Below are 24,797 nucleotides of genomic sequence, written 5' to 3' on the forward strand. Positions count from 1 at the left end.
CCGCGAAAGCAAAACCTGAACGCTCGTCCATACTCAGCCAGCTTCGCTCTTGGAAGCGACGGAGACGGGAGGCTGCGTATGCTCGATTACATCGCGTTGGGAATTCTGTTTTTTGCGGGCTTGGTGTTGTTCTACGGAATTATCGTGATGCACGACATCCCGTACGAAATCGCCGTACACCGTAACCATCCTCACCAGGACGCCATTCATGCGGCAGGTTGGGTCAGCCTGTTTACCCTGCATGCGCTGTGGCCGTTCTTATGGATCTGGGCCATGTTGTACCGCAGCGACCGCGGCTGGGGCTTCAACCCGGCAACCGGGGCCGCCCTGCCCTCGTCCGACTTGGAACTGCAACTGAGCGAACTGCGCGAACGCATCGAGCGGCTCGAGCGCGACGCGGCTGAACCTGAGCCGCCGCAGGTGGAGATTCCTACTCCTACACCGACCCAAGCTGCCATCGACAAGGACGTTTAGCCATGGACCTGCTACTAATCCTGACGTACACCGCGATCTGCGTGGCCATCTTCAAAATCTTCCGAATTCCCCTAAACAAATGGACCGTTCCCACCGCCGTGCTCGGCGGCATTCTGCTGATCGGCGCGCTGATTTTTGTGATGAATTACAACCACCCCTACTCCGAGGTGGCGCGCTCGTATTTCGTCACCACGCCGGTGATTCCAGTGGTCACGGGCAAGGTCATCGAGGTGCCGGTGGAAGGCAACCGCATGATCGAAAAAGGTGACGTGCTGTTTCGCATCGATCCCAAGCCATTCGAATGGCGGGTAAAAGCCATCAAGGCGCAGTTGGTGTCCGCCCGCGCCGACCAGAACCGCGCCAGCGAATTGGTCAAACGCGAAGTGGGCAACCGCCGCAACGTCGACCTGGCCACCGCGCAAGTCGACAACCTTGAAGCCCAGTTGGGCCTGGCTCAGTTCGAACTGGACAACACCGTGGTGCGTGCACCCGCGCGCGGCTTCGTCACCCATGTGTCGTTGCGCCCCGGCATGATGGCCAGCCAGTTGCCGCTGCGCCCCTCCATGGTGTTCGTGCCGGATGAAGGCCCGTACTTCACCGCGTGGATGCGCCAGAACAGCCAGCTGCGACTGACCCCTGGCGATGAAGCCGAAGTGGCTTTCGATGGCATTCCCGGAAAGGTGTTCTCTGGCAAGGTCAAGCAGGTGCTAGGCGTAATTGGCGAAGGCCAGGTGCAACCCTCGGGCACCTTGATCAGCTACAGCGGCTCGCCGCCACCGGGGCGCGTGCCCGTGATTATCGAAATCACCGACCCCGCCTACGCCGAGTACGCCGCGCGCATGCCGGGCGGCGCCTATGGCCAGGCGGCGTTATACAGCCAGCACTTTCACCACGTGGCCATCATGCGCAAGATTCTGCTGCGCATGGCCGCCTGGATGAACTACATCTTCCCCTTCCATTAACAGCCCCGGCGGAGGAATCACCATGGCCAACGCGAAGAAAAAACCCAGCGCCGAATCGACCGCAGGCGCCGAAAGGCTCAAACGCAAGGTGTACGACGCCGAGCTGAAAAAGCTGCACGTAGAGCTGGTGAAATTGCAGCAGTGGGTGCAGCAGGAAGGCTTGAAGGTGTGCGTGGTATTTGAAGGTCGCGACGGCGCCGGCAAGGGCGGCACCATCAAGGCGTTGACCGAACGGGTGAGCCCGCGCGTGTTCCGCGTGGTGGCGCTGCCGGCCCCGACCGAGCGGGAAAAAGCCAAATGTATGCGCAGCGCTACATCACCCATTTGCCCGCCGCTGGCGAAGTGGTGATCTTCGACCGCAGTTGGTACAACCGCGCTGGCGTGGAACGGGTCATGGGCTTTTGCACCGACGAGCAGTCGCACACCTTTTTGAAAGTGGTGCCGCTGTTTGAAAAGATGCTCGTGCAGTCGGGCATCATCCTGCTCAAATACTGGCTGGAAGTGAGCGCCGAAGAACAAACCCGGCGCCTGCAAGAACGCATTACCGATGGCCGTAAGCTGTGGAAACTCACGGCCATGGACGTGAAATCCTATGGCCGCTGGGACGACTACACCCGCGCCCGCGATGACATGTTCGCTGCTTCAGACTCCTCTTGGGCGCCCTGGTACATGGCCCGCTCCGAAGACAAACGGCGCGTGCGCCTGAATATCATCAGTCACCTGCTCAAGCAGATTCCCTATAAAGCCGTGGTCGACAAACAGCCGGTGAAACTGCCCAAGCGCGGGAAGATCGGCACGTACAAGGCGGCGCCTTATCCGTTCAGGATGGTGGCTGAGAAATATTGAGGGGTAGCGGTAACCGACAAGCCGTCTAACAGGCCCTGCCGTTTTACCGGGAACGTTCGCCGTTTGCGTCGACTCCACTACGAGCGACCAATTTTGCAAACGGGGAACGCCTACGTTGTCTGACTCACCCAACGCCAACGGCACTCGGTGGCGGTCTTTTGTGGCCGACACGCTTGCTCTGCTGCTGTTCTTCACCACCACCGGCATCATCAACGAGCGCTTCGTCGCGGGCATGAGCTGGCAACAGGTGTTGGAGGCCCGACTTATTGGCGCTGCATTGATGGTGTTTTGCGGACGGCCATATGGCCTGTGGCGAGATTGGGTGATGCGCTTCGCCGGCGCTGGCCGCCTGTCGCAGCTGGCCTGGGATTCCTTTGCCCTGTTGAGTTTTCAGGTGCCCATCTACGCCGCGTTGCTGGCGTTGGCCGGCGCCGACGGCGAGGCCGTGTTGCGCGGCACCCTGGGCGTAAGCGTCATCATGCTGGTATTGGGGCGCCCGTACGGCGCCTTTCTAAACGTGGTTCGACGCGGATTCGGGTTGGCTGAGGGTGGCGAACGTCCAATGTCATTGAAACGTTGAGGGCCAGCCCCGGCCCTGCTCGCTGCTTACCGATCCTGAGACGAGTGATCCTGCACTGCCACGTGCGGCTGTTGCGAGGCCGCTGCGCTGAACATCCCTAACGAGTCCAGCGACGGAACGCGGCCCAGGCAGTTTCTGCGACACAGCACACCTGATTGCAATTCCAGAGAAATGCGGCTGAGCGTGTCGGCGTTTTCCATCAAGCCTTGCGCTACATCCCAGATGCGTGTCGCGGTCTGGTTGTCTTGGGCGTAGCGCGACAGCTCCATGAGCAACGTGTAGGCCCGACGGCTCTCTACCGCGTTCTGCTGCAATGACCGGAACATTAACCACGTGGAAGTTGCCATGGGATTCTCCTAAGACTGAACACGCACTGAGCAGCTGCTCGCGCTGATGTGCTTAGTTTTAGGGATGACGTCCGATCAGCTAGTAGGGAAACGCTCACGCACGCGTAGGGAACGCGGGATAGTTTGTTGATAGCGCACCAGCGCTCGGTAAGTTGCGCCAAACCATGCCCGCCTCGTAGCGCACCAGCCCGCTGGAACCCGAACCCGTGTGCAACCCTCACACCACGCTGTTTCGCTGCAAATCACTGACATGCCCAACGTCGGCCGCAACCAGTCGCTCCAGCAACTCAGCGCGGGCCTGGCCGCCGCCGGCGTGCACAAATTCCAGTTCCGCGGCGGTCAGCACCACGATGGGCACCAACCTCACGGGTGACAGCGGCATGTCCGCCAGCACGTCGTTGAAGTCCGGTTTAGGACCGCCAAGCAGCACGCCCAGAGCGTCGTCTGCGGTGACGAAAAGCGCCGGCAGTGCCGCACCGATGGCGCGCGATTGGCTGACGCCCGGCAGCTCCATCGACAACGCACCGTATTGCTCCAACTGCGCGGTAATGCCACCGGCGTCAGCCACAATCTGCGCGACGTGCTCAAGCAGTTCGAAGGCCCAGGAATCACTTAACGTCGACACATCGCCAGGCGTGCCGCGATGCGCCGGCGCAATGTCTGCCGTTTCAACAAACAGCTCCATTTCAAAGCCGTTGCCGAACCCTTCGGCATCATCGAACGGATCGCTCAGGCCATCGCTGGCCAGAATAATGCGCTCACCACGGCGCACCACGCGGTACGCCTGGCGTGTCGACGGCCACGCCGGCCCGCCTGTGAAGGAAGGACTGAGAAAATACCCCAACACATCCTTTTCTACCGATCCCACGCTCTGCCAGTGACGGTCCAGCGCGGCATGGGTGGCCCTGCGCGCTTCGTCAGCGCTGTCTACCAGAGAAGGCTCCGCCAGGCGGGTTGCCGGCTCGGCGGTGGATGCGGTGGAGGGGCGAAGTGCGTTACGCAATCTGTCGAATAAGCTCATGGGCAATCCTTGCATGAAGAAATGAAGAGCCGGTCAAACGCGGTCTCTGTAGGAGCGAGCTTGCTCGCGAAGCTTTTTAACCAACATAGAAGCGAGCTTGCTCGCGAAGCTTGCGATCAACAGCCGGGCTTAATCGTAAGCAAACTGGTCAACCAACCCCAGCCTGGGCACCCGGCTGTTGGGCAGCAGCAAAGCGCCGGGAGCGATAACGGCATTTGCGCCGATTTTGCTGCCATCGCCCACCAGCGCGCCGAATTTGTTTACGGCCGTGTCGATCACCTGATCGCCGTGGCGAATCTTAATGGCTGCACCATCCAGCTCATTGCGGTAATTAGCGATGATTGCGCCGGCTTCGATGTTCACGCCCTCGCCAATCAATGAATCGCCTACGAAGTTGAAATGCGCCAACTTGCTGCCCGCCAGCATAAAGCTGCTTTTGATTTCGCAGCTCGGCCCAACAATGCAATGACTGCCGAGGAAAACGCCCCCACGCAAGTACGCACCCGCCGCTACGAAAGCGCCTTTGCCAACAATGATGGCGCCCTTGAGCACGGCGCCTTCCTCGACGGTGGCGCTTTCATGAATGGCGCAATCTGCGTAGCGCCGATACCCCTCTGGCAGCCGCGTCAGCAGCGCCAGCACGTGTTCCTCGCATGCCTGCGTCACCTGCCAAGCGGCAACGGGGTCCAGGCCAAGCGTGTCCCATCGGGCAATGAATGTACGGATCTCGGGTTCGTTCAACGCAGCGCTTCCTGTCGAGTGGGGCTCGCAAACGTAGATCGGCGATTGGCCAATTAATTCATTTACCGCCTGCACCTGCGGGCCACGCTGCGCTGACCTCAGGCGCCTTCGCGCCGGCCCAGGGTTGTTCCACACGCACCGTCATGTCCCGCCAGACGGCACTCATGCTTGTTCCAGGCCGGACGATAATTTGCGTACGCCAACAACAAAAAACGGGAGCCCCCCTGCATGCGTCAGCTCAAAATCGCCCCTCGCGCCATCCTCAGTTTTTCCCTCATTGGGGTGCTGGTGATTCTGTTGGGTTTTGTTTGCCATGTATCAGCTGAAATCGGTACGTCAACAAGGGGAAGACCTCTCCGACAAAGGTATTCCCAGCCTTTCTGCGCTCAGTAGCCTGAACGAAAGCATGCTGCGCCTGCGCATCACCGCCTACCGTCTGCTCGTTGACCGCGACGCAGACAAACTCGTGGCAACGGTGGCGCGTATTGATGAGCTGAGCGGCCAGGTCGATCAGGCGTTGGCGCGCTATGAAAAACTTATCGACGACGACCAGGAGCGCGCCCAGTACCAAACCTTTCAGCGCGTGGTCAGCGATTACAAAGCGGCCAACCGGGAGCTGGTGCAGCTTTCCAACGCCAACCAGCCCGACGCGATGCGCGCGCTGTTGGGTGGCAACTACAAAAAAGCTTCGGATGAACTGGGCGTGCAGATGGCGCAGCTGATCAAAATCAACCAGGACGGCGCCGCCGATTCCGATAAAAAAGCGGACGACGGATATGCCGCTGCGATGACTGGCGTGATGGTGTTTATCGCCGTCGCCGCAGTGCTCACCGGTTTCATGGCGCTGCTGTTCACCCGCAGTATCACTCGGCCATTAACCGAAGCCGTGGCCGTGGCGCAGGTGATTGCCAAGGGCGATCTCACCGAGTCGTTCGAGGCGACCGGCACCGACGAGCCCGCGCAATTACTGGCCGCGCTGAAGGTGATGCAACAAAACCTGAAGCAGACCATTTCCGCCATCGCCGACTCCTCTAACCAGCTTGCTTCCGCTGCTGAAGAACTCAACGTCGTCACGGAAGATTCCACTCGCGGGCTGCACCAGCAGAGCAACGAAATCGACCAGGCCGCCACGGCAGTGAATGAAATGACCGCTGCGGTCGATGAAGTAGCACGCAACGCCGTCGCCACCTTCGAGGCGTCCAAAGAATCCACCCAGACAGCAAAACATGGTCAGCAACAGGTGACCAAAACCGTCGACTCCATTGGGCTGCTATCGGACGACGTCACCCGTACCGCCGAACAAGTGAGAAACCTGGGCGACGGCGTGAGCAGCATCAGCAAGGTGCTCGATGTGATTCGCGCCATCGCCGAGCAAACCAACCTGCTGGCGCTCAACGCCGCCATTGAAGCGGCGCGGGCAGGCGAAGCCGGACGCGGGTTTGCCGTGGTGGCCGATGAAGTGCGCGCCTTGGCACACCGCACGCAAACCTCGACGCAGGAAATCGAGCAAATGATCGGCACCATTCAGCAAGGCTCAGCAGGCGCCATGAGTGCGATGGAAACCAGCACCCAGCGTGCTCGTCAGACCCTTGAAATTGCCCAGGACGCCGGCGGTGCCTTGCAGCGCATCACCGATGCGATCAGCCAGATCAGTGAACGAAACCTGGTGATTGCCAGCGCCTCGGAAGAGCAAGCCCAGGTGGCTCGCGAGGTTGACCGTAATCTGGTCAATATCCGCGACCTCAGCGTGCAAACCTCAGCCGGCGCCAACCAGACCACCGCTGCCAGTCAGGAACTGTCCCACCTGGCGACCAGCCTGAATGGGCTGGTGAGCCGCTTCAGGGTGTAAACCTCGGCTAAAGCCCCACAAAAAAGCCCGGCCGACGCCGGGCTTTTTTTGTGGTTACACCGGCGCATCCAACAGCACCCACAGCTCGGTAATCTTGCCGTCCGTAACGTGCGCTACATCGACGCCACTGACCACCACCGGCCCGTTTTTCGGCCCGGCCTGCCAGCGCAAGTAGCCCAAACCGTGGTGGCCGATCGCGGGGCCGGTCGGGGTGAAAGCGAAGTCGTCGCCAAACTGTTCAAGCAACGCGCCCGCCACCTCGCTGATGGCGGCTTGGCCGTGGACGACGCCGGCCGGTTCATACAGCCTCGGCGCGCTGGCGAACAACTCGCTTACGGCGGTCGCGCGCGTAGCCGCGTTACGTTCGTTGAATACACGCTCAAGGTTGGCACGCAGGAGCGCGTCGAAGTCGGGTTCGTGGGTTGCTGTGGAGTCGGTCATAAGTCACCTGTTCAGAAGGTTGAAACGTCGCCGGGGTGTCGACGTTGAAAGGGTTGCTGTCAGGCGGTGAAGCCGCCGTCCACAAGCAGTTCAGCGCCGCTGATAAAGCCGGCCTCAGCGCTGGCCAGATAAGCCACGGCGCTGGCGATGTCTTTGCCTTCACCGTAGCGGCCCACGGCAATGTTGGGGCGAACAAAGTCGGCAACGGCGCCGTCGGCCGGGTTCATGTCGCTGTCGGTTGGGCCGGGGTGCACGGTGTTCACGGTAATGCCGCGCGGCCCCAGGTCGCGTACCAAGCCACGGCTGAAGCCGGCCACTGCGCCCTTGGTCAGGGTGTACACCGAGGCCGTGGGGAACGCGGCGTACTGCACCATCGAGCTGCCGATGTGAATGATGCGGCCACCCTCACCCATGTGTTTGAGCGCTTGCTGCGTGGCGACGAATACGCCGGTTACGTTGACGGCCAGAATCCGTTGGAAGTCGTCGAAGGCGATGTCTTGCGGTGCGCCGAGCACGCTGATGCCGGCGTTGTTAACCAGAATATCGATGCGACCAAAACGCTCAGCCACGTCCTCGATAGCAGCGCGAACCGCGTTGGCATCGCCCGCGTCGGCGCGCAGCGCCACCGCCTGGCCGCCCGCTGCGGTAATGGCGGCAACCACGGCTTCGGCACTGCTTGCCGAGGCGTTGTAAGTGATGGCGACCGTGGCGCCGTCGGCGGCCAGGCGCTTGGCAATGGCGGCGCCGATGCTGCGCGATCCGCCGGTAACGACGGCGATTTTGCCTGCGAGTGAGCGAGTGTCAGTGGTCATGGTTGAAGCCTCGTGATGGGTTAGTGAGGCTATAAGGCGCTTTTTATTCTTTCGTCAGTAGCGGGTAATCACTAGTATTGCTTTCAAGTAAAATTTGAAGGTAATCAGCCGTGGAAACCTTTGCCAACCTGTTGTCATTCGTACGCAGCGCTGAAAGCGGAAGCTTTTCAGCGGCGGCGCGGCGCCTGGGGCTGACGCCAGCGGCGGTCAGCCGTAACGTCGCGCAGTTAGAGGCCAACCTTGGCGTGCGCCTGTTCCAACGCAGCACCCGGCGCATCACGCTTACCGAAGCCGGCGAGCGTTTTTTACTGACTGTGGGCGGCGGCCTGGAGAGCGTTCAGGCGGCCATTGCCGACGTCACGCAAAATGCCGGCGAGCCAGCGGGCGTGCTACGCCTGTCGGCGGCGCCAGGTTTTGGTCGGGACATTTTGCTGCCGTTGATGCCGGCGTTTCTGCAGCGCTATCCGGGCATCGTTCCGGAGTGGTACCTGGAAAATCGCCAGGTCGATCTGGTCGCTGAAGGGTTCGATGCGGCGATTGGTGGCGGCCTGGAATTGGCGCCCGGTCTGGTGGCGCGTGAACTGGCGCCGGCTCATTTGATTCTGGTGGTGGCGCCCGACCATCTGGCAGCACGCGGGCGTATCAAGCGCTTGGAAGACCTGAGCAAACTGGACCACTTGGCCATGCGCTCGGTGCAAACGGGCAAGGTGAGAAACTGGCTGCTGCAAGGCCCGAAAGGCCAACAGGTTCCGCTTGAATTGACGCCGCGCCTGTTGGTCAACGACCCGCAGGCGCTGTGCCAAAGCGCCCTGCTGGGTCTGGGCGTGGCGCTGTTGGCGGTGTCGGATGTGCTGCCGTATCTGCAAGACGGCCGGCTGCAGCGCTTGCTGCCGGACTGGTATGTGGATGCCGGGCAGATCTCGCTGTACTTCTCCAGCCAGAAATTGCTGCCCGCGAAAACCCGGGCGTTTGTCGACTTTCTGGTCGAGCACGCCCGGGTTCAGCAATGGGCCACACGCTTTCGCGCGCGGCCTTGAGCGGCTGCGAACGGCGCGCTCAGTCCTTGGCTTGCGACAACGGCCGCGCCACTGTTTCCAGCGACTGACGCTCCGCCGCCACGCCCCAGAACGCCTGCACCACCGCCGCCATCACCATCAGCCCAGCGCCAATCAGGTAGCCAATAAACAGATTGCCGCGTTCGCCACTTTCAATCAGTCGGCCAAACAGCGTCGGCCCGATGATGCCGCCAAGGCCGGTGCCGAAGGCGTAAAACACGGCGATGGCCAGGGCGCGAATTTCCAGGGGGAAGGTTTCCGCCACGGTCAGGTACGCCGAGCTGGCGGCGGCCGAGGCGAAGAAGAAAATCACCATCCAGGCGATGGCCTGCTGGGTGACGTCGAACCAGCCTTGCTGGAAGCAATACCCGCTGATGACCAGCAACACGCCAGAAATCGCATAGGTAGCGCTGATCATCACGCGACGCCCGACTACGTCGAACAACCGGCCGAGCAACAGCGGGCCGCAGAAGTTACCCAAGGCCAGCGGCAACACGTACCAGCCCACATGCTCGGAAGGCACGTCGTAGAAGTCGGTGAGCACCAGCGCGTAGGTGAAGAAAATCGCGTTGTAGAAAAACGCTTGCGCGGTCAGCAGCGTCAAGCCGACCAGGGAGCGCTGGCGGAAGGTGTGAAACAAGGTGTGGAAGATTTCGCTCAACGGCGTGTGGTCGCGGGCGTGCAAGCGCAGCGGTGCGCTGGTGACGGCCGGCAACTCATGGCCGTGCTCAATCATGCGTTGCTCGATGCCTTCGACAATGCGCCGCGCCTCGTCGGGCTGGCCATGAATCAACAGCCAGCGCGGGCTTTCCGGCAGCCACAAACGCATCACCAGAATCACCAGGCCGAGCAGCGCGCCAATGCCGAAGCACAGGCGCCAGCCCATATCGCCGCCCACCACTTGCGGGTCGAGCAACACAATCGCCCCGCCCGCGCCCAATGCCGCGCCCAACCAAAAGGTGCCATTGATGGTGAGGTCAACCCAACCGCGATAGCGCGCCGGGGTGAATTCCTGAATGGTCGAATTGATCGCCGTGTATTCACCGCCAATGCCCATGCCGGTGAGGAAGCGGAACAACAGAAAGGTTTCCAAGTTGAAGGAAAACGCCGTCGCTGCCGTGGCGCCGACGTACAACCACAAGGTGATAAAGAACAACTTGCGCCGCCCGAGGCGGTCGGTGAGCCAGCCGAACAACAGTGCACCCAGCACCGCGCCGGCAATGTAGACGCCACCGGCCAGGCCGATATCGGCGTTGTCCATGTGCAGTTGCGGGCTGTCTTTCAGCGCCCCGGATACCGAGCCGGCCAGGGTCACTTCCAAGCCATCCAGTAACCAGGTGATGCCCAAAGCGAACACTAACAACGTGTGGAAGCGCCCCCAGGGCAACCGGTCGAGCCGGGAAGGAAGGTCCGTTTCAAATACTTCGCCAGGCTGGTAGGCACGTTCCACTGAATTCATCGCCGCATCCTTCAGGTCTTATTGTTAGGTTGGGGTCCTAAGGTTTAAGAGCCAGCGCAGCGAGCGGGAGTTCAGAGGTTCTTTGTGGGCCTGGCGTCGCACTGAAACGGGTCTGCCCGCTTATAAAATATCGTCCACCACCCCACCATCCACCCGCAGCGCCGCGCCGCTGGTGGCAGAGGCCTGCAGCGAGCACAGGTAGACGACCATGTTGGCCACCTCCTCCACCGTCGCGGCCCGTTGGATCAACGACGTTGGCCGGTGCGCCATCACAAATTCGGCGGCAACGGCTTCGAGGGTTTTGCCAGACTTGGCGCGCTGCTCTTCGAGCATGGTGGCCAGGCCGTCCGATAAGGTCGGCCCCGGCAGCACGCTGTTGACGGTGACGCCGCTGCCGGCAACCCGTTTGGCCAAGCCGCGCGAGAGCGCCAGTTGTGCGGTTTTGGTGACGCCGTAATGCACCATGTCGGCGGGAATGTTGCGGCCCGACTCGGACGAGATAAACACCACCCTGCCCCACTTGCGTTCGACCATCGCCGGCACCAGCGCGCGGCTTAGGCGCACGCCGGACATGACGTTGGTTTGCCAGTAATTTTCCCAGCAGGCGTCGTCGGTTTCGAAGAAATCCACCAGCCCATAAATGCCGGCGTTGTTGACCAGAATGTCGACGTCGGGCAGCGCGGCGAGCAAGGCGTCGGCGCCGCTGGCATCGCCCAGGTCGGCCGCCACGCCGGTGAGTGTCCCGTGCGGTGATGTTTCGCGCAGGCGCGCCAAGGCTTTGTGCACCGAGCCGTCGCTGCGGCCGTTAATGATCACGTTGGCGCCACTCGCCGCCAGGCCTTCGGCGATGGCGAAACCGATGCCGCCAGTGGAGGCGGTAACCAGGGCTGTCTTGCCGCTCAAGTCGATGTGCATAAGTGTTCTCCGCAAATGCCAGGCGCCGGCCCGGCGGGTGATTAAGTCGCTCACCAGCGTAGTCGCGCATGGGCCGTTCTGCCGGGGCACGCGGTGTCTGGCTCGTACACGTTGGCACCGCGCATAAAGCTTGTGCGTTTTTACCGTTTGCGTAATCCAAACGGGTAACGCGCAACGGAGAAAAACAGGAGGAGTTATGTCGCGTCTTCCGGTAATTGGCGTTACGGCCTGCTCGTATCAGATCGGCCCGCACGCGGTGCAAATCAACGACGATAAAAATTCACAAGCCATTGCCACCACGGCAAAAGGGATGCCGCTGATACTGCCGCAGTTCCCGGATTTGCTGGCGCTGACCGATATCATCGACAGCCTCGACGGGCTGTTTTTCACGGGCGCCCCATCCAATATCGAACCCCGCCGTTACGGCGGCCCACCGAGCGCGCCGGGCACCGAGCACGACCCTGCACGCGACGAACAAGCGCTGGCCTTATGGCGCGCGGCGGTGGATGCCGGCCTGCCCGTGCTCGGTGCATGCCGGGGTTTGCAAGAGCTGAACGTGGCCTTTGGCGGCACGTTGCGCCAGTCTCTGGAAAGCTCGCCGCTGCAGCACGAACCGCCTGATGACGAACCCATCGAAGCGCAATACGCGCGTATTCATACCGTCACCGTGCAGCCGGGTGGCGTGCTGGAACGGTTAGGGCTCAAGGGCGTGTTGAAGGTCAATTCGGTGCATGGCCAGGGCATCGCCGAGGTCGGCAGTGGCCTGCGTATCGAGGCGGTGGCCGAAGACGGCTTGGTGGAAGCGCTGTCGGTGGAAGGCAGCCGCGCGTTTGCACTGGGCGTGCAATGGCACCCGGAGTGGCAGGTGACTGATAACCCCGACTACGCGGTGATTTTCGAAGCGTTTGGGCGGGCGTGCCGGGAGCGGGCGAGTCGGCGCTGAGCTTGGAGAATACCGTTTGCACGTATCGAGGCTGAAGCCTCTCCTACAGGTGCGGTGTTGCTAGGCTATCTGGGCGTCGGGCTCGACAGTCGAGCCAATTTATTCGGCACGTTCGTACTTTCTGTGCTTGGTTACACTAGGGTCACGCCGCGCTTATGGGAGCGCGCGCGAGCAGAGAGACAGGCGATGTCAGAACCGACGCAGAAGCTTCGATTGAGCGCCTTGGTGGCGCTGGTGGTGGGCTCGATGATTGGCGGCGGGATCTTTTCGCTGCCGCAGAATATGGCCGAGCGCGCCGACGCCGGGGCGGTGATGATCGGCTGGTCGATCACGGCGGTGGGCATGTTGGCCTTGGCGCTGGTGTTTCAAACCCTGGCCAACCGCAAGCCGGAGCTGAACTCCGGCGTCTACGCCTACGCCAAGGCGGGCTTTGGCGACTACATGGGTTTTTCCTCGGCGTGGGGCTATTGGATCAGCGCCTGGCTGGGCAATGTCGGCTACTTCGTGTTGCTGTTCAGCACGCTCGGTTATTTCTTTCCGGTGTTCGGCCAAGGCAATACGCCAGTGGCCATCGGCTGCGCGTCAGTGCTGCTGTGGTCGGTACATTTTCTGGTGCTGCGGGGCATTAAAGAGGCAGCGTTCATCAACCAACTGACCACCGTGGCCAAGGTGGTGCCGCTGGTGACCTTCATCGGCATCACCATGATGGCCTTCGACGCCAACATTTTTACCCGCGATATCTGGGGCCGCAGCAGCCCCAACTTCACCAGTGTGATGGACCAGGTCCGCAACATGATGATGGTGACGGTGTTCGTCTTTATCGGCATCGAAGGCGCCAGCGTGTATTCGGCCCGCGCCGAGAAACGCTCGGACATCGGCCGCGCCACGGTGCTGGGTTTTCTCGGCGTGCTGGCGTTGTTGGTGCTGGTCAACCTGTTGTCGCTGGGCATCATGACCCGGCCCGAACTGGCTGCGTTGCAGAACCCGTCGTTGGCCGTTGTGCTGGAACACGTTGTCGGGCCATGGGGCGCGTTATTCATCAGCGTCGGCCTGGCCATTTCGCTGCTGGGTGCGTTGCTGTCGTGGGCCCTGCTGTGCGCTGAAATTTTGTTCTCCACCGCCAAAGACAACACCATGCCGGCCTTCCTGAAAAAGGAAAATGCCAACCACGTGCCGGTCAATGCGTTATGGCTGACTAACGCGATGATCCAGGTATTTTTGCTGATCACCCTGGTGTCGGCGGGCACTTACACCAACCTGATCTACCTCGCCTCGTCGATGATTATGGTGCCGTACCTGTGGTCGGCGGCCTACGCGCTGCTCCTTAGCCAACGCGGCGAATCCTACGAGCAAGACCCCGGCGCGCGCCGTAAAGACCTGATCGTCAGCGCCATCGCCTTGGTCTATGCCGTGTGGTTGTTGTACGCCGGCGGGGTGAAATACTTGCTGCTGTCGGCGCTGCTGTACGCCCCCGGCGTGTTGCTGTTTGCTAAGGCCAAACGTGAGCAAGGCGAACCGGTGTTTACCACCATCGAGAAGCTCATTTTTGCCGCCGTTATCGGCGCCGCGGCGGTCGCTGCCTATGGGCTGTATAGCGGCGGGCTGTCGCTGTGAAACGGTTGGCGCACCACGCGACCGCCCGTTAACCGAGACAGGTGACCGCCGCCTCGCCCCGTCAGATTTGTGAAAGCCCGCCGTCGACCATCAGCTCCACGCCATTCACGTAGCCGGCATCGGCGCTGGCAAGAAACAAGGCGGCGGAGGAGATTTCATGGGGCTGCGCCATGTAGCCCAAGGGCACGATGTGCGCGACGTGCTCGCTTAGCGCCTGGATCTGGCGCTCGTCCATCTTCAAACCGTTGTCCATCAGGGGCGTTCGCGTGAAGCCAGGGCTGAGCACGTTGGCGCGAATCTTTCGGTCCTTTAATTCATTGGCCCAGGTTCGGGCAAACGAGCGCACCGCCGCTTTCGAGGCGTTGTACAAACTGAGGCCTTCCATGCCGTTGCTGGAACAGATGGACGCGGTGAGCACGATAGCGGCGCCGTCTTTGAGCAGGGGCAGCAAGGTTTGCACGGTGAAAAAAACGCCCTTCACATTGATGTCGAACAGGCTGTAGTAATTGGCTTCGCTGGTACTGCCCAACGGGTTTTTCTCGCAGATGCCCGCGTTGGCGAACACCACGTCGAGGCGGCCGTCCTGCGTTTCAACCAAGGCTTTGAGGGCATCGAGGTCGGCCTGTTGGGTGACATCGGAAACCACCGCGACGGCCTTTTCGCCCAGAGCGCGCGCAGCCGTTTCGAGGGTCGCCGCCGAGCGGCCGGTGAGATAAACACGCCCGGCGCCTTCGGCGATAAGCGCAGCGGCGATGGCAAAGCCGATGCCTGTGGAGCCGCCCGTGACCACGGCGACCTGACCGGAAAATTTACCCGACATAACAGAGCTCCTTTTGACGCGTTGATGGTTTTACGAAAGTTGATTGGGCTGCGAACACGGTCTGGCGGCATACACCGAAAGGCCGGCGGCAATGCTCAGGCACACGGCGATGCCCAGCAGCGCGGCAACGAAGCCGTCGGCCAATGACGCGGCGCTGTTGGCCGGCGCGGCCACGGCGTAAAACAGCCCGCCCAACACCGCGACACCCAATGCCGCGCTGATCTGCAATGCAGAGTTGACCAAGCCCGCCGCCATGCCGGCGCCACCGGCCGGCGCGTGGTCGATGACTGTTCGAATCAATGTGGGCAGCGCCCAGCCCTGGCCAAAACCCAGCAGCCCGACAGCCAGCACGACCACCGCATAGGCCGGGCTTTTACCGGGCGGCGCAGCGGCCACCGCCGCGCTCAAGAGCAAACAGCCGAGCACTTCCAAAGCCATGCCCAAGGCCGGCACATAACGGCCGAATCGGCGGATGGCCGCCGGTGTGGTCAACGGGCCGATCACATAACCAATGCCGAACGGCACAAACATCAGGCCGGTGGCCAGCGGCGTAGCGCCGAGGGCGTCTTGCAGGTACACCGAAAACGTCAGGAAAAAGGCCGACACCACGTAGAACAGCAGCACCCCGGTCAGGCCCGCCAGCAACCCCGGCGACTGACTCAGCTGTGGGCTTACCAGTGGCGTGCCGCCGCGCCGCTCCAAGGCAATTTCATAGCGCCAGAAGGCCATCGCCAACACCGGCGCGCTGAGCAACATCACGCACAGCCACCACGGCCAGCCCCACTCTCGCCCCTCCACCAACGGCACCACCAACAGCCCCAACGTGAGGGCGCACAGCAGCACGCCCAGGCGGTCCAGTGGCAGCGGCGTCGGGCTGCGGGTATCAGGCAAAAACGGAATGCCGGCGATGAATACCGCCGCCACGATGGGCAGATTGATCAGAAAAATGATCCGCCAGTGCAGACCAAACAGATTCGCGGCAATCAGCACCCCGCCGAGCGCCTGGGCGAGCACAGCGGCCAAGCCCAGCGCCGCGCCATATACCGCCAAGGCCCGGGCACGTTCCTGTTCGGGAAACAGCGCATGGATGGAGGCCAGGCCCTGCGGCGCCATGGCGGCAGCGCTGAGCCCTTGCAGGGCCCGGCCCGCTATCAGCAGCGTTGGCGTGGTGGCCAGGCCGCAGATCAGCGAGGCCATGCCAAAGCCTGCCATGCCCGCCAGAAACACCCGGCGTCGGCCAAACAGGTCGCCCAGCCGCCCGCCGGTAATCAGGAAAACCGCATAGGTAGCGGCGTATGCCGAGATCACCAACTGCACCTGCGCCGGGCTGGCGCCGAGCCCGCTGCGAATCGAGGGCAACGCCACATTGACGATAAAAAAATCCAACGGCGGCAAGAACGCGCCGGCCAATAGCACCGCAAAAGCCAGCCACCGATGGGGTGCTGCTGCGCGGGTTGTTGGGGTTGCAAAGGACATGGCAGGCTCCACAAAAAGGCTCAATGGCTGGCTCGCCGCCCACTGCTATCTGGCGAACCCGGCGTACAGCTACGTACACTGCACCGGCGCTTTGGAAGGCACGAACTGCGGCAGTGCCGGCTGGAACTGGAGCGCATTGTCAGCCGCAGCACAGGGCTGGCGGCACTGCCAACGCTGCACATTGCGTGTGCATTTTTGTAAGGGGTACAGCGTGGAATGGGATGACGTGCGGTTTTTTCTGGCCATTGCCAGGGCGGGCTCGCTGGGCGCGGCGGCCAAGCAACTGGGGGTCAGTCACCCGACCGTGGGCAGACGCCTGCAAGCCCTGGAGCAGGCCAGCGGGCAGCCATTTTTCCGACGCACACCCGAAGGCCTGGTGCCGACGGACATGGGTGACCGGATTCTGTGCCTGGCCGAAGAAATGGAACGCAGCGCACTGGCCATTGCCCGCCGAGTGGACGGCAGCGCTGAACACCCCGAAGGCCTATTGCGCATCTCATCGGCCGACTGGTTTGCCGGTTATGTGCTGGCACCGGTGTTGGTGGAGTTGGTACGGCGGTATCCGGCTGTGGTGCCAGAAGTGCTTGCCGGGCACAGGCTGTCCGACCTGACTCGCCGCGAAGCCGATATCGCCTTTCGCATCGTGCCGTTCGACCAGCCGGACATCGTGCAGCGTCGGCTGATGACCATGCCGTATGGCCTTTACACCAGCGCTTCGGCAACGGCGATGCCGCCGGCAGATGGCAGCGGCTGCAAGCTGATTCTGATGAACACCGCCCAGGCGCATTACCCGGACGTGCAATGGCTACAGCGCATGTTCCCCGCTGCGCAAAACGTCTTCACCAGCAGCAGCCGCACGGTGCAAGCGCAGATGTGCGCCCTCGGCTTGGGCCTGGCTGTGCTGCCGCGTTCGCTAGGCGACCAGTTGCCCACGTTGCGGCGCATCGAACTGAGCGAGACGCCGCCGTCGCGGGAAATCTGGATGGGTTATCACCACGATATGCGGCAAATGGATCGCTTGCGTGCACTGGCCGATTTGGCCAGTGAAATGCTGGGCAGCCAGTCGCCAGACAACCTCTGACACTGGCTTGGCAGCGAGGTCAGCCGCGCGCGGTTGATCCGCGTCGGCTGACCCGCAATCCGCAGCAGACTCAGATATCCCACGCCAGCGACAGGTTGATGCCCTGCTGGTCACTGTCGTCGGCGCCACGGTAGCTGTAGGCACCGCGCAGTGACAAACCGGGGGCGAGCGAATGGCTGATGCCGACGCTGGCGCGCCAGGTTTTGTCATCCGGCGTGTAGCCTTCCAGGGTGTAGCCGAGCGTCGGCAGGCTGCGCAGGGCCATGTCTACTTCGGTGGCATCGTCCTCGTACTCGCGCTCCATCGCCACTTCACCGAACAGCCGGGTTTGCGCGTTCAGGTTAAACAAACCCTGCACGCCGGCGCCCAGGCGTTTGGAGTCGCGCTTCTGGTCGCCGATGTTGAGCGCAGTGGAGCTCACGCTGTTCTCGGCGTAACCGTCCATCTCGACCCGCGCGTAGTCGGCGCTGACGAAGGGGCTCAGGTGCCACTGGCTGTCTGCGCTTGGCGCAATGTCGTAGCCCACTCGGCCGCTAAGGCCCCATAGCTCGCCATCGGTATCGCCCTTCTCGCTGCGCGTGGCCGGCCCAAGATTGAACTGGCGCTTGATGTCGTTGAAGTCCAGGTAGCCGACGCTGGCAGCCAACTCGCCCCACCAACGATTTTGCTGATACTGGGCAAAGCCGGTGGCCAGGTAGCTGCGCAGGTCGTAGTCGGAATCGGCGTCGCCGGCCTCCATGTCTTGCTGGTAAAAGCCGCCTGCCAGGCCAACGCGCCAGGCATCATTAAGTCGGTAGCTGCCGCCGACGTTCAGGTTGTAGCCATCGCCGTCGGCATCGCTTTCATAGACGTCATAGCTCTGCCGTTGCCCGCCAGCCGTGGCAAAGGACCGCCACTGGCCGACCGCTTGCCACGCCTGCCAATCGGCCTGCCACTGCGCGCGCAATTGGTCCTGGTGCGAACGCAATGCGTCGTGGGCCATCTCCGGCAACAGGCTGAGTTCCCACGGCGCTGCCAGCAGCGAGTAGGCGTAGTCGGCGATCAACCGTTGCCCGGTGACGGTCGGGTGAACGCCGTCGTTGTAAAGCAGCTTCGTGGGATCGGGGTTGGTTCCGTTAATGCCATAAATCGGGTTTTGCACCGCGCAGCTGTCGAAGCAGGTGCCGGTCAGGTTCTGACCCACAGCCAGGCCGTAGCGCCCCGGATCGGCCAGCGTTTCGGCAAGGTTCAACGGCACGTTCAGCGGAATGATTTCGGCATTGATGCCGGCCAGTTGGCTCACCAGTTCCGTGTTGAACGTGCCGCCGAGCAGGGAAATAGTGCCTGCCAACGGCGTACCCGAAATGGCCGGGGTTCTGCCCACGTCCGGCAGCAGCCAAACCATGATGTAGCGAGCGCCCGCCTGCTGCAGCGCCTCAACGCTATCAACCAGACGACCCGCCGCGGCACGGGCAGTCGCCGCGCTGACTACCTGCCCCTGGAGGAAATCGTTGCCGCCGCCAGTGATGTAGTACAGGGCATTGCGGTCGGCGCGAAAGCCCGTGTCCACCAGGTAGCCCGGACGGTTTCTGAGCACTACCCCCAGCGCCGGGGCCGCCCGGTGGAATGACGGTCTCGGAGACCGAAGTGATTGAGTTGTAAATCTGGCTGGTGGTATAGCCGCCGACTGCCCAGTTATCGCCGTCGACCCAGCCATTGGCCTGATACACCGGCGAGGTTGAAGGGCCGAGGCCACCGATGCCAAGACGCCCGCCGAGGAGCATGGGCGCAGACGCGCCAATCTCTTCGCCATTTCCCGCCAGGTAGGTCGGACCTGTGCGGTTGGTAAAGCGCAACGTGGCATTGGCCGGACCGCCGGGATCGGCAAATTGGCCGGCATCGCTCAGGCTGTCGCCGAAGACGATGAGGGCGGAATAGGGAGAGGCATGCGCGGGGGAAAACGAGACGGCGCCAGCCAGCAGACACGCTGCGGCGAGCGGGTTTAAAACACGCTTCATTGAAGGTCCTTTTTCTTGTTATTTGGATGGATCCATGGCGACTGTAGCTCGACTTTTTTCACTGACAAGGGACTGCCCGCGACGCTTATGGCGCCCCATTCATGCCATTGTTGGCACCCCACTTGCCTGACGTCGCCACGGCGTACGGCGTGTTTTTTTCACCCTTGACTTAGAGCGCGCTCTAACCAATAGCCTCCGTGTTGCACCGCCAAAAGCGGCCTTCGCCGTTGCGCGGTTTAACCACTGGAGCACTGTCATGGCATCAACCACACTCAACGTCGCCACCGGCCTTATGTTGTCTGCACTCGGCATGTCGGCGCAGGCCAGCGAACTGGACGCTCGGCGCGAGAAAGGCATCCAAACCCTGGAAAAAATCACCGGCGCTGCCGGCAACACGGTGGTGAATTCGCTAAGCGATATCTCGCCCGAACTCGGCGCCTGGATTGTCGATTTCGCCTATGGCGATGTGTTCTCGCGGCCCGGCCTTGCGCTGTGCACGCGCGAGCTGGCGACCATCTCGGCTCTCACCGCCATGGGCAACGCGCAACCGCAACTGAAGGTGCATATAGAAGGCGCGCTGAATGTCGGCTGCACGCCACAAGAGATCGTCGAAGTCATTATTCAGATGGCGGTTTACGCAGGCTTTCCCAGCGCATTGAATGGCATCAGCGCCGCCCGTGAAGTGTTTGCCAAACGGGGTATTACCATCGCGGCGGCAAGTCCTGAATAAGCGGCGCCGCCGCATTGCCAAACCGAAAACGAGGATCGCGCTTATGGATGTACACCACACCATCGAGCAAGTCGCCAAGCGCACGGGCCTGACCGCCTACACCCTGCGCTACTACGAAAAAATTGGTCTGCTGGCGCCCGTTGCCCGCGCGACGGGCGGGCAACGGCTGTATGCGCCGAGCGACATGGCGTGGCTGGAATTCCTGCTACGCCTGCGCACTACGCATATGCCCATCGGCAAGATGCAAACCTTTGCCGCCCTGCGCAGCGCTGGGGACAACACCGTGCCCGAACGCCGTGAAATGCTGGAAAACCATTTAATCGAGGTACAGGCGCAAATCGCGGCCATGCAACAGGCGATGACCGCACTGCAAGAGAAAATCGCCCACTACCGGGCGCTTGAAGCGCGGGCAACCCTTACCGCCGACTAAGCGCCAGGCGCACGGCAAACAGCACGAACACCACACCGGTCACTCGGTCCATCCAGGCCACCACGTGCTCCCGGCGCAGCCACACCGCCAACGACTGCGTCGCCGTAATCAACGCCGTCGACCACAGCAAACCCAGCACCACATGAATGCTGACCAGGCCGAAGGTCCACGCGATCATCGGCTGGCCTTGCGGAATGAACTGCGGCAGGAACGACACATAAAACACCCCGACCTTGGGGTTCAACACGTTGCCCATCATGCCCTTGAGCAACCAATTGGTTCGGGCATCGGTGCTTGTATCCGCTGTCGCAAACGAGCGCCGTGGACGCAACAGCATGGTCAGCCCCAGCCACGCCAAATACGCCGCGCCGCAATACTTCAACACGTTGAAGGCCAGCTCCGACAACGCAATCAACGCCCCCAACCCAAACGCCACCGCCGCGCCCCACAGCAAGCAACCGAGGTTAATCCCCAGCGCCACCCGAAAGCCCTGCTGCTTCCCTTCAACGGTGGCCGTGCGAAGAATAAGCGCCGTGTCGAGGCCCGGCGTGATGGTCAACAGCGTGGCGGCAAAGGTGAAGGCCAGAAGGTTGTCTGCGATGGTCATGGGAGGCAGTCGTAGGTGGGGTGGACGGTTGGGCGAGGTTAGCAGAATGGGTAAGCCGGTAGATGACGAGTGTTTCCCATACCCCACCGTCATCCTGGCGCACGCGGGGATCCGGAGTCTCGAAGACTTCGCGGCGATTCCTGCAAAGCATGAGGTCAAAAACATCGCGGCTAAAGCCGCTCCCACAGGACGGCGTGTGGATTTGAGCGACACGCTGGACTCGCGATTCTGGATTCCCGCCTTCGCGGGAATGACGAGTGTTTCCCACACCACACCGTCATCCTCGCGCACGCGGGGATCCAGAATTTCGAAGATTTAGCCGCGATGCCTGCAACGCACGGATCAAAAGCATCGCGGCTAAAGCCGTTCTCACAGGACGGGGTGTGGACTTGAGCGGCGCGCTGGACTCGCGATTCTGGATTCCCGCCTTCGCGGGAATGACGAGTGTTTCCCACCCCCCGCCGTCATCCTCGCGCACGCGGGGATCCAGAATCTCGAAGATTTAGCCGCGATTCCTGCAACGCACGGATCAAAAGCATCGCGGCTAGAGCTGCTCCCACAGGACGGCGTGTGGACTTGAGCGGCGCGCTGGAGTCGCGATTCTGGATTCCCGCCTTCGCGGGAATGACGAGTAATTCCAACACCACACCGTCATCCCCGCGCACGCGGGGATCCAGGATTTCGAAGATTTAGCCGCGATGCCTGCAACGCACGGAATCAACAGCATCGCGGCTAAAGCTGCTCCCACAGGACGGCGTGTGGACTTGAGCGGCGCGCTGGACTCGCGATTCTGGATTCCCGCCTTCGCGGGAATGACGAGTGTTTCCCACACCCCACCGTCATCCTCGCGCACGCGGGGATCCAGAATTTCGAAGGTTTAGCCGCGATGCCTGCAACGCACGGATCAAAAGCATCGCGGCTAAAGCCGTTCTCACAGGACGGGGTGTGGACTTGAGCGGCGCGCTGGAGTCGCGATTCTGGATTCCCGCCTTCGCGGGAATGACGAGTGTTTCCCACACCACACCGTCATCCTCGCGCACGCGGGGGGATCCAGAATCTCGAAGATTCAGCCGCGATTCCTGCAACGCACGGAATCAACAGCATCGCGGCTAAAGCTGCTCCCACAGGACGGCGTGTGGACTTGAGCGGCGCGCTGGACTCGCGATTCTGGATTCCCGCCTTCGCGGGAATGACGAGTAACTCCAACACCCCACCGTCATCCCCGCGCACGCGGGGATCCAGAATCTCGAAGGCGACGCAACTGTAACGGCGGTCAGCGCTGGGTGGTGACTTCCAGGGTATCGGTGTAGGTGACCCAGACACTCTGATCGACTTTCAGGTCTTTGAGCCGCGCCTGATTTTTCGGATCAAGCACGTCGACCACTTTCTGCGCGCCTGCGGGCCTTCCGAAGGTGACTTGGTTCTTTTCGACATCAATGTGTTTGATCTTCAGCTGCACCTGAACCTGGCGATAGGCGTAGCCACCCGGATGAGGATTACCTTGGGCGGCACGCACCTCGGCGTTTTGCTCTGAGGCCTTGCCGGGGGCTTTGTCCACTTCGGTGTCGAGCATCGTGGCCACTGAGCGGGTGACCACCGTTTTCACCGTGTCGCCGGGTTTCAACTGGGCGAGGTTCTTGGCGTCCTCACCGAGTTGCAATGTCACGGGTCGATCATCCGGGCCCTTCAGCACGACAACATGGTTGGCCGCATCCACCGACACCACGGTGGTCACAACCTGGCCCTGTTCAAAGGTGGCGGACAGCGGAATATTCTCGGCGTGGCCGGTTGTGATACCGGCGATTAGCAAGGCGGAAACGGTTGCGATCTGGGTCCATCTGTAAGCGGCTTTCATCGATTTGCTCTCCTTTTTTAATCGAGGCCCGACTACTGAACTGAACCCTTCGTGCGGGTGAACCACCCTGTTTTCGCTTGCCCTGAAATTGCCCGGCGCCAGAGGTTGGCCGCTCCAGAATCAGGATTGTTTACGTGCCGGCAGCGAGTGGGTTGAGGGCGAGTTACCCTCGGCCGCCGACGCGTGTCCGAAGGAGCTTAGGTACAGTTTTGGCCATTCGCTGGAAAAATTTTTTCATCGCCAAACGCTACCGGTGATGGCCACGGGCCCCATGAAGACAGCCCCTCCCCGCTTTCAACAGCGTTCGCCACACGCCTTATTTGCGGCACGGTGCGCGTAGCTGTGCTGAACCGATTTAGCCCACTGCTGAACACGCTGCGCTATTGCCGCTACCAGCAGCCTTGAAGGGCACCAGCGAAGCGCCACCGACCGTGCTGCCTGGCACAAGGAGAATCGTCATGTATGTCCTTCGCGGCATCTCGATGTGGTCGTTACTGCTCGTGTTGTCTGCGGGACAGTTCTCCCTCTGGGCTGCCGAGCCCGGTGCAGCCTGGAGCTCAGAGCCTGCGTTCGCCGAGCAGGAGTTGGATCAGATGCTCGCACCGCTGGCCCTGTACCCCGACGCTTTGCTCGCGCAGGTGTTGATGGCCGCCACCTACCCCGGCGATGTCGCCGATGCGGCCGCCTGGTCCAAGGCCAACCCGGCGGCCAAAGGCGACGATGCGGTACGCCAGGTCGCGAGCCAACCGTGGGACCCCAGCGTGCAGTCATTGGTGGCATTCCCGGCGCTGCTGGCCACGCTCGAACAGGACCCCGCGTGGGTCCAGCGAGTTGGCGATGCCTTTTTGGCCCAGCCCGACGCGGTGATGGAGTCGGTACAGCGCCTGCGTCGGCAGGCCAAAGATGCCGGCAACCTCAATTCCAACGATAAACAGAAGGTCAGCGAGCAGCCGGCAACCACTGCCAACGCATCGAGCAGCCAGACTATCGTGATCGAGTCCGCCGACCCGCAGGTGGTCTATGTGCCCACTTACAATCCGACTGTGGTGTACGGCACCTGGCCCTACCCCGCTTACCCGCCGGTGTATTACCCACCGCCGCCTGGTTATTACCTGGGCGGCGCGGTGGCAGCCGGCATCGGTTTTGCCGTGGGCGTGGCCGTCATCGATTCGCTCTGGGGCGATTGCGACTGGGGCAACAACGACATCGATATCGACGTAAACCGCTACAACACAATCAACGACAACCGCCAGCTGAACATTCAGGACAAAACCTGGAAGCACGACCCGGTGCACCGTGACGGCGTGCCCTACCGCGACCGCGCCAGCCGCGAGCAATACGGCAAACGGCTGGCCAACAGCGAACAGCGCGAAGCCCTGCGCGGACGCGACACAGCGCGTGCCGCCGAGCGCGACCGTGCCCGGCAAAGCCTGGAGAAGCGCGGTTTCGAAACCCCGGCGACCACCAATCGTCAGGCGCGTGACCGCGCCCAGACCGCAGATCGCACGCTGCGCACTTCAGACCCCACGCCACGCCGTGAAACACAGCGCTCGGATACCCGAAGCACCCGCGACAACGCGTTCGCCGGCGCGCGTTCGCCCGAGCGCGACCGTGCCTACCAACAACGCGGGCAAACCAGCCAGGCCGCCGCCCGGCGCCCCCGTCAGCGCGTGCCAGTGGCCAGCCTGTCAGCCGCCCGGCGGCATCCTCTTCACGCGGTGGCGCCCGGCGGCGCTGACAAG

The 24,797-nt window shown here is 62.1% G+C and carries 21 protein-coding genes and 3 pseudogenes; 12 read left to right on the plus strand and 12 right to left on the minus strand.

What is annotated here, in order from left to right:
- Positions 1–78 precede the first annotated feature (78 nt).
- The 4 genes and pseudogenes from ACZZZP_RS14700 (at position 79) to alaE (ending at position 2,862) form a co-directional block, all read left to right on the plus strand.
- Complete coding sequence (locus ACZZZP_RS14700) at positions 79–474, plus strand: DUF3302 domain-containing protein (protein WP_463383224.1); 396 nt, start codon at positions 79–81, stop codon at positions 472–474.
- A 2-nt stretch (positions 475–476) separates the two neighbouring features.
- Positions 477–1,436 (plus strand): HlyD family secretion protein, encoded by a 960-nt coding sequence (locus tag ACZZZP_RS14705; RefSeq protein ID WP_463383225.1) that lies wholly within the window; start codon positions 477–479, stop codon positions 1,434–1,436.
- A gap of 22 nt (positions 1,437–1,458) precedes the next feature.
- A pseudogene (ppk2, locus tag ACZZZP_RS14710) lies at positions 1,459–2,282 on the plus strand (polyphosphate kinase 2).
- Between the two features lie 115 nt (positions 2,283–2,397).
- The gene (alaE, locus tag ACZZZP_RS14715; protein WP_463536643.1) at positions 2,398–2,862 is read left to right on the plus strand and encodes an L-alanine exporter AlaE; all 465 of its coding nucleotides are present in this window, start codon (positions 2,398–2,400) and stop codon (positions 2,860–2,862) included.
- A 26-nt stretch (positions 2,863–2,888) separates the two neighbouring features.
- Here alaE and ACZZZP_RS14720 read toward each other — a convergent pair whose 3' ends face one another.
- The 3 genes from ACZZZP_RS14720 to ACZZZP_RS14730 all read right to left on the minus strand — a co-directional run bounded on the left by ACZZZP_RS14720 (position 2,889) and on the right by ACZZZP_RS14730 (position 4,971).
- Entirely contained in the window at positions 2,889–3,209 is a 321-nt protein-coding gene (locus ACZZZP_RS14720; protein ID WP_463383227.1) for a hypothetical protein, read from the minus strand.
- Positions 3,210–3,426: 217 nt separating this feature from the next.
- Positions 3,427–4,230 carry a suppressor of fused domain protein gene (locus ACZZZP_RS14725; protein WP_463536644.1) on the minus strand — a complete coding sequence of 268 codons (804 nt, stop codon included), beginning with the start codon at positions 4,228–4,230 and terminating at the stop codon, positions 3,427–3,429.
- A gap of 129 nt (positions 4,231–4,359) precedes the next feature.
- Entirely contained in the window at positions 4,360–4,971 is a 612-nt protein-coding gene (locus tag ACZZZP_RS14730) for an LbetaH domain-containing protein (RefSeq protein ID WP_463383229.1), read from the minus strand.
- Positions 4,972–5,284: 313 nt separating this feature from the next.
- Between ACZZZP_RS14730 and ACZZZP_RS14735 the strand changes: the two genes are divergently transcribed.
- Positions 5,285–6,820 carry a methyl-accepting chemotaxis protein gene (locus tag ACZZZP_RS14735; protein WP_463536645.1) on the plus strand — a complete coding sequence of 512 codons (1,536 nt, stop codon included), beginning with the start codon at positions 5,285–5,287 and terminating at the stop codon, positions 6,818–6,820.
- 54 nt (positions 6,821–6,874) lie between these two features.
- Here the strand turns inward: ACZZZP_RS14735 and ACZZZP_RS14740 are convergent, their stop codons facing one another.
- Both ACZZZP_RS14740 and ACZZZP_RS14745 read right to left on the minus strand, forming a co-directional pair.
- A complete protein-coding gene (locus ACZZZP_RS14740; RefSeq protein WP_463383230.1) occupies positions 6,875–7,261 on the minus strand; it encodes a nuclear transport factor 2 family protein in 387 nt (128 codons plus the stop codon).
- Positions 7,262–7,320: 59 nt separating this feature from the next.
- On the minus strand, positions 7,321–8,073 hold the full coding sequence (locus ACZZZP_RS14745; RefSeq protein ID WP_463383231.1) for a 3-oxoacyl-ACP reductase family protein: 753 nt from the start codon (positions 8,071–8,073) through the stop codon (positions 7,321–7,323).
- Between the two features lie 110 nt (positions 8,074–8,183).
- Between ACZZZP_RS14745 and ACZZZP_RS14750 the strand changes: the two genes are divergently transcribed.
- The gene (locus ACZZZP_RS14750; protein WP_463383232.1) at positions 8,184–9,110 is read left to right on the plus strand and encodes a LysR family transcriptional regulator; all 927 of its coding nucleotides are present in this window, start codon (positions 8,184–8,186) and stop codon (positions 9,108–9,110) included.
- A gap of 19 nt (positions 9,111–9,129) precedes the next feature.
- Here ACZZZP_RS14750 and ACZZZP_RS14755 read toward each other — a convergent pair whose 3' ends face one another.
- Together ACZZZP_RS14755 and ACZZZP_RS14760 are read right to left on the minus strand one after the other, a co-directional pair.
- Entirely contained in the window at positions 9,130–10,587 is a 1,458-nt protein-coding gene (locus ACZZZP_RS14755) for an MFS transporter (RefSeq protein WP_122494827.1), read from the minus strand.
- 120 nt (positions 10,588–10,707) lie between these two features.
- Positions 10,708–11,502 carry an SDR family NAD(P)-dependent oxidoreductase gene (locus ACZZZP_RS14760; RefSeq protein WP_463383233.1) on the minus strand — a complete coding sequence of 265 codons (795 nt, stop codon included), beginning with the start codon at positions 11,500–11,502 and terminating at the stop codon, positions 10,708–10,710.
- 196 nt (positions 11,503–11,698) lie between these two features.
- Between ACZZZP_RS14760 and ACZZZP_RS14765 the strand changes: the two genes are divergently transcribed.
- Positions 11,699–12,445 carry a gamma-glutamyl-gamma-aminobutyrate hydrolase family protein gene (locus ACZZZP_RS14765; RefSeq protein WP_463383234.1) on the plus strand — a complete coding sequence of 249 codons (747 nt, stop codon included), beginning with the start codon at positions 11,699–11,701 and terminating at the stop codon, positions 12,443–12,445.
- 186 nt (positions 12,446–12,631) lie between these two features.
- Positions 12,632–14,059, plus strand: a complete 1,428-nt coding sequence (arcD, locus tag ACZZZP_RS14770; RefSeq protein ID WP_463383235.1) for an arginine-ornithine antiporter — start codon at positions 12,632–12,634, stop codon at positions 14,057–14,059.
- Between the two features lie 61 nt (positions 14,060–14,120).
- Here arcD and ACZZZP_RS14775 read toward each other — a convergent pair whose 3' ends face one another.
- Together ACZZZP_RS14775 and ACZZZP_RS14780 are read right to left on the minus strand one after the other, a co-directional pair.
- A complete protein-coding gene (locus ACZZZP_RS14775; RefSeq protein WP_463383236.1) occupies positions 14,121–14,879 on the minus strand; it encodes an SDR family NAD(P)-dependent oxidoreductase in 759 nt (252 codons plus the stop codon).
- A gap of 30 nt (positions 14,880–14,909) precedes the next feature.
- Complete coding sequence (locus ACZZZP_RS14780) at positions 14,910–16,355, minus strand: MFS transporter (protein WP_463383237.1); 1,446 nt, start codon at positions 16,353–16,355, stop codon at positions 14,910–14,912.
- A gap of 211 nt (positions 16,356–16,566) precedes the next feature.
- On the opposite strand from ACZZZP_RS14780, the gene ACZZZP_RS14785 reads away from it, so the two are divergent.
- Positions 16,567–17,436, plus strand: coding sequence for a LysR family transcriptional regulator (locus ACZZZP_RS14785; protein WP_463383238.1), 870 nt, complete (start codon positions 16,567–16,569; stop codon positions 17,434–17,436).
- A 70-nt stretch (positions 17,437–17,506) separates the two neighbouring features.
- On the opposite strand, the pseudogene estP reads toward ACZZZP_RS14785, so the two are convergent.
- A pseudogene (gene estP / locus ACZZZP_RS14790) lies at positions 17,507–19,433 on the minus strand (esterase EstP).
- Positions 19,434–19,743: 310 nt separating this feature from the next.
- Here estP and ACZZZP_RS14795 point away from each other — a divergent pair.
- Both ACZZZP_RS14795 and ACZZZP_RS14800 read left to right on the plus strand, forming a co-directional pair.
- The gene (locus tag ACZZZP_RS14795) at positions 19,744–20,163 is read left to right on the plus strand and encodes a carboxymuconolactone decarboxylase family protein (RefSeq protein WP_463384726.1); all 420 of its coding nucleotides are present in this window, start codon (positions 19,744–19,746) and stop codon (positions 20,161–20,163) included.
- Between the two features lie 43 nt (positions 20,164–20,206).
- Positions 20,207–20,593: a MerR family transcriptional regulator gene (locus ACZZZP_RS14800; RefSeq protein ID WP_463383240.1), complete on the plus strand. Its 387-nt coding sequence runs from the start codon at positions 20,207–20,209 to the stop codon at positions 20,591–20,593.
- On the opposite strand, the gene ACZZZP_RS14805 is transcribed toward ACZZZP_RS14800, so the two are convergent.
- Entirely contained in the window at positions 20,580–21,200 is a 621-nt protein-coding gene (locus ACZZZP_RS14805; RefSeq protein ID WP_122494810.1) for a LysE family translocator, read from the minus strand. The genes ACZZZP_RS14800 and ACZZZP_RS14805 overlap by 14 nt on opposite strands.
- Positions 21,201–22,473: 1,273 nt before the next feature.
- On the minus strand, positions 22,474–23,055 hold the full coding sequence (locus tag ACZZZP_RS14810; protein ID WP_463536646.1) for a hypothetical protein: 582 nt from the start codon (positions 23,053–23,055) through the stop codon (positions 22,474–22,476).
- A gap of 482 nt (positions 23,056–23,537) precedes the next feature.
- Here ACZZZP_RS14810 and ACZZZP_RS14815 point away from each other — a divergent pair.
- Positions 23,538–24,793, plus strand: a pseudogene (locus tag ACZZZP_RS14815) (DUF3300 domain-containing protein).
- Positions 24,794–24,797: the final 4 nt, after the last annotated feature.

The sequence above is a fragment of the Pseudomonas sp. AC211 genome, from assembly GCF_979258055.1.

What these genes read in the sequence shown, in the direction of transcription:
- ACZZZP_RS14700 (WP_463383224.1), top strand. Translation starts at nt 79, where the DNA reads ATGCTCGATTACATCGCGTTGGGAATTCTGTTTTTTGCGGGCTTGGTG.
- ACZZZP_RS14705 (WP_463383225.1), top strand. Translation starts at nt 477, where the DNA reads ATGGACCTGCTACTAATCCTGACGTACACCGCGATCTGCGTGGCCATC.
- ACZZZP_RS14720 (WP_463383227.1), bottom strand. Translation starts at nt 3,209, where the DNA reads ATGGCAACTTCCACGTGGTTAATGTTCCGGTCATTGCAGCAGAACGCG.
- ACZZZP_RS14725 (WP_463536644.1), bottom strand. Translation starts at nt 4,230, where the DNA reads ATGAGCTTATTCGACAGATTGCGTAACGCACTTCGCCCCTCCACCGCA.
- ACZZZP_RS14735 (WP_463536645.1), top strand. Translation starts at nt 5,285, where the DNA reads ATGTATCAGCTGAAATCGGTACGTCAACAAGGGGAAGACCTCTCCGAC.
- ACZZZP_RS14740 (WP_463383230.1), bottom strand. Translation starts at nt 7,261, where the DNA reads ATGACCGACTCCACAGCAACCCACGAACCCGACTTCGACGCGCTCCTG.
- ACZZZP_RS14745 (WP_463383231.1), bottom strand. Translation starts at nt 8,073, where the DNA reads ATGACCACTGACACTCGCTCACTCGCAGGCAAAATCGCCGTCGTTACC.
- ACZZZP_RS14755 (WP_122494827.1), bottom strand. Translation starts at nt 10,587, where the DNA reads ATGAATTCAGTGGAACGTGCCTACCAGCCTGGCGAAGTATTTGAAACG.
- ACZZZP_RS14760 (WP_463383233.1), bottom strand. Translation starts at nt 11,502, where the DNA reads ATGCACATCGACTTGAGCGGCAAGACAGCCCTGGTTACCGCCTCCACT.
- ACZZZP_RS14765 (WP_463383234.1), top strand. Translation starts at nt 11,699, where the DNA reads ATGTCGCGTCTTCCGGTAATTGGCGTTACGGCCTGCTCGTATCAGATC.
- arcD (WP_463383235.1), top strand. Translation starts at nt 12,632, where the DNA reads ATGTCAGAACCGACGCAGAAGCTTCGATTGAGCGCCTTGGTGGCGCTG.
- ACZZZP_RS14775 (WP_463383236.1), bottom strand. Translation starts at nt 14,879, where the DNA reads ATGTCGGGTAAATTTTCCGGTCAGGTCGCCGTGGTCACGGGCGGCTCC.
- ACZZZP_RS14780 (WP_463383237.1), bottom strand. Translation starts at nt 16,355, where the DNA reads ATGTCCTTTGCAACCCCAACAACCCGCGCAGCAGCACCCCATCGGTGG.
- ACZZZP_RS14795 (WP_463384726.1), top strand. Translation starts at nt 19,744, where the DNA reads ATGTCGGCGCAGGCCAGCGAACTGGACGCTCGGCGCGAGAAAGGCATC.
- ACZZZP_RS14800 (WP_463383240.1), top strand. Translation starts at nt 20,207, where the DNA reads ATGGATGTACACCACACCATCGAGCAAGTCGCCAAGCGCACGGGCCTG.
- ACZZZP_RS14805 (WP_122494810.1), bottom strand. Translation starts at nt 21,200, where the DNA reads ATGACCATCGCAGACAACCTTCTGGCCTTCACCTTTGCCGCCACGCTG.
- ACZZZP_RS14810 (WP_463536646.1), bottom strand. Translation starts at nt 23,055, where the DNA reads ATGAAAGCCGCTTACAGATGGACCCAGATCGCAACCGTTTCCGCCTTG.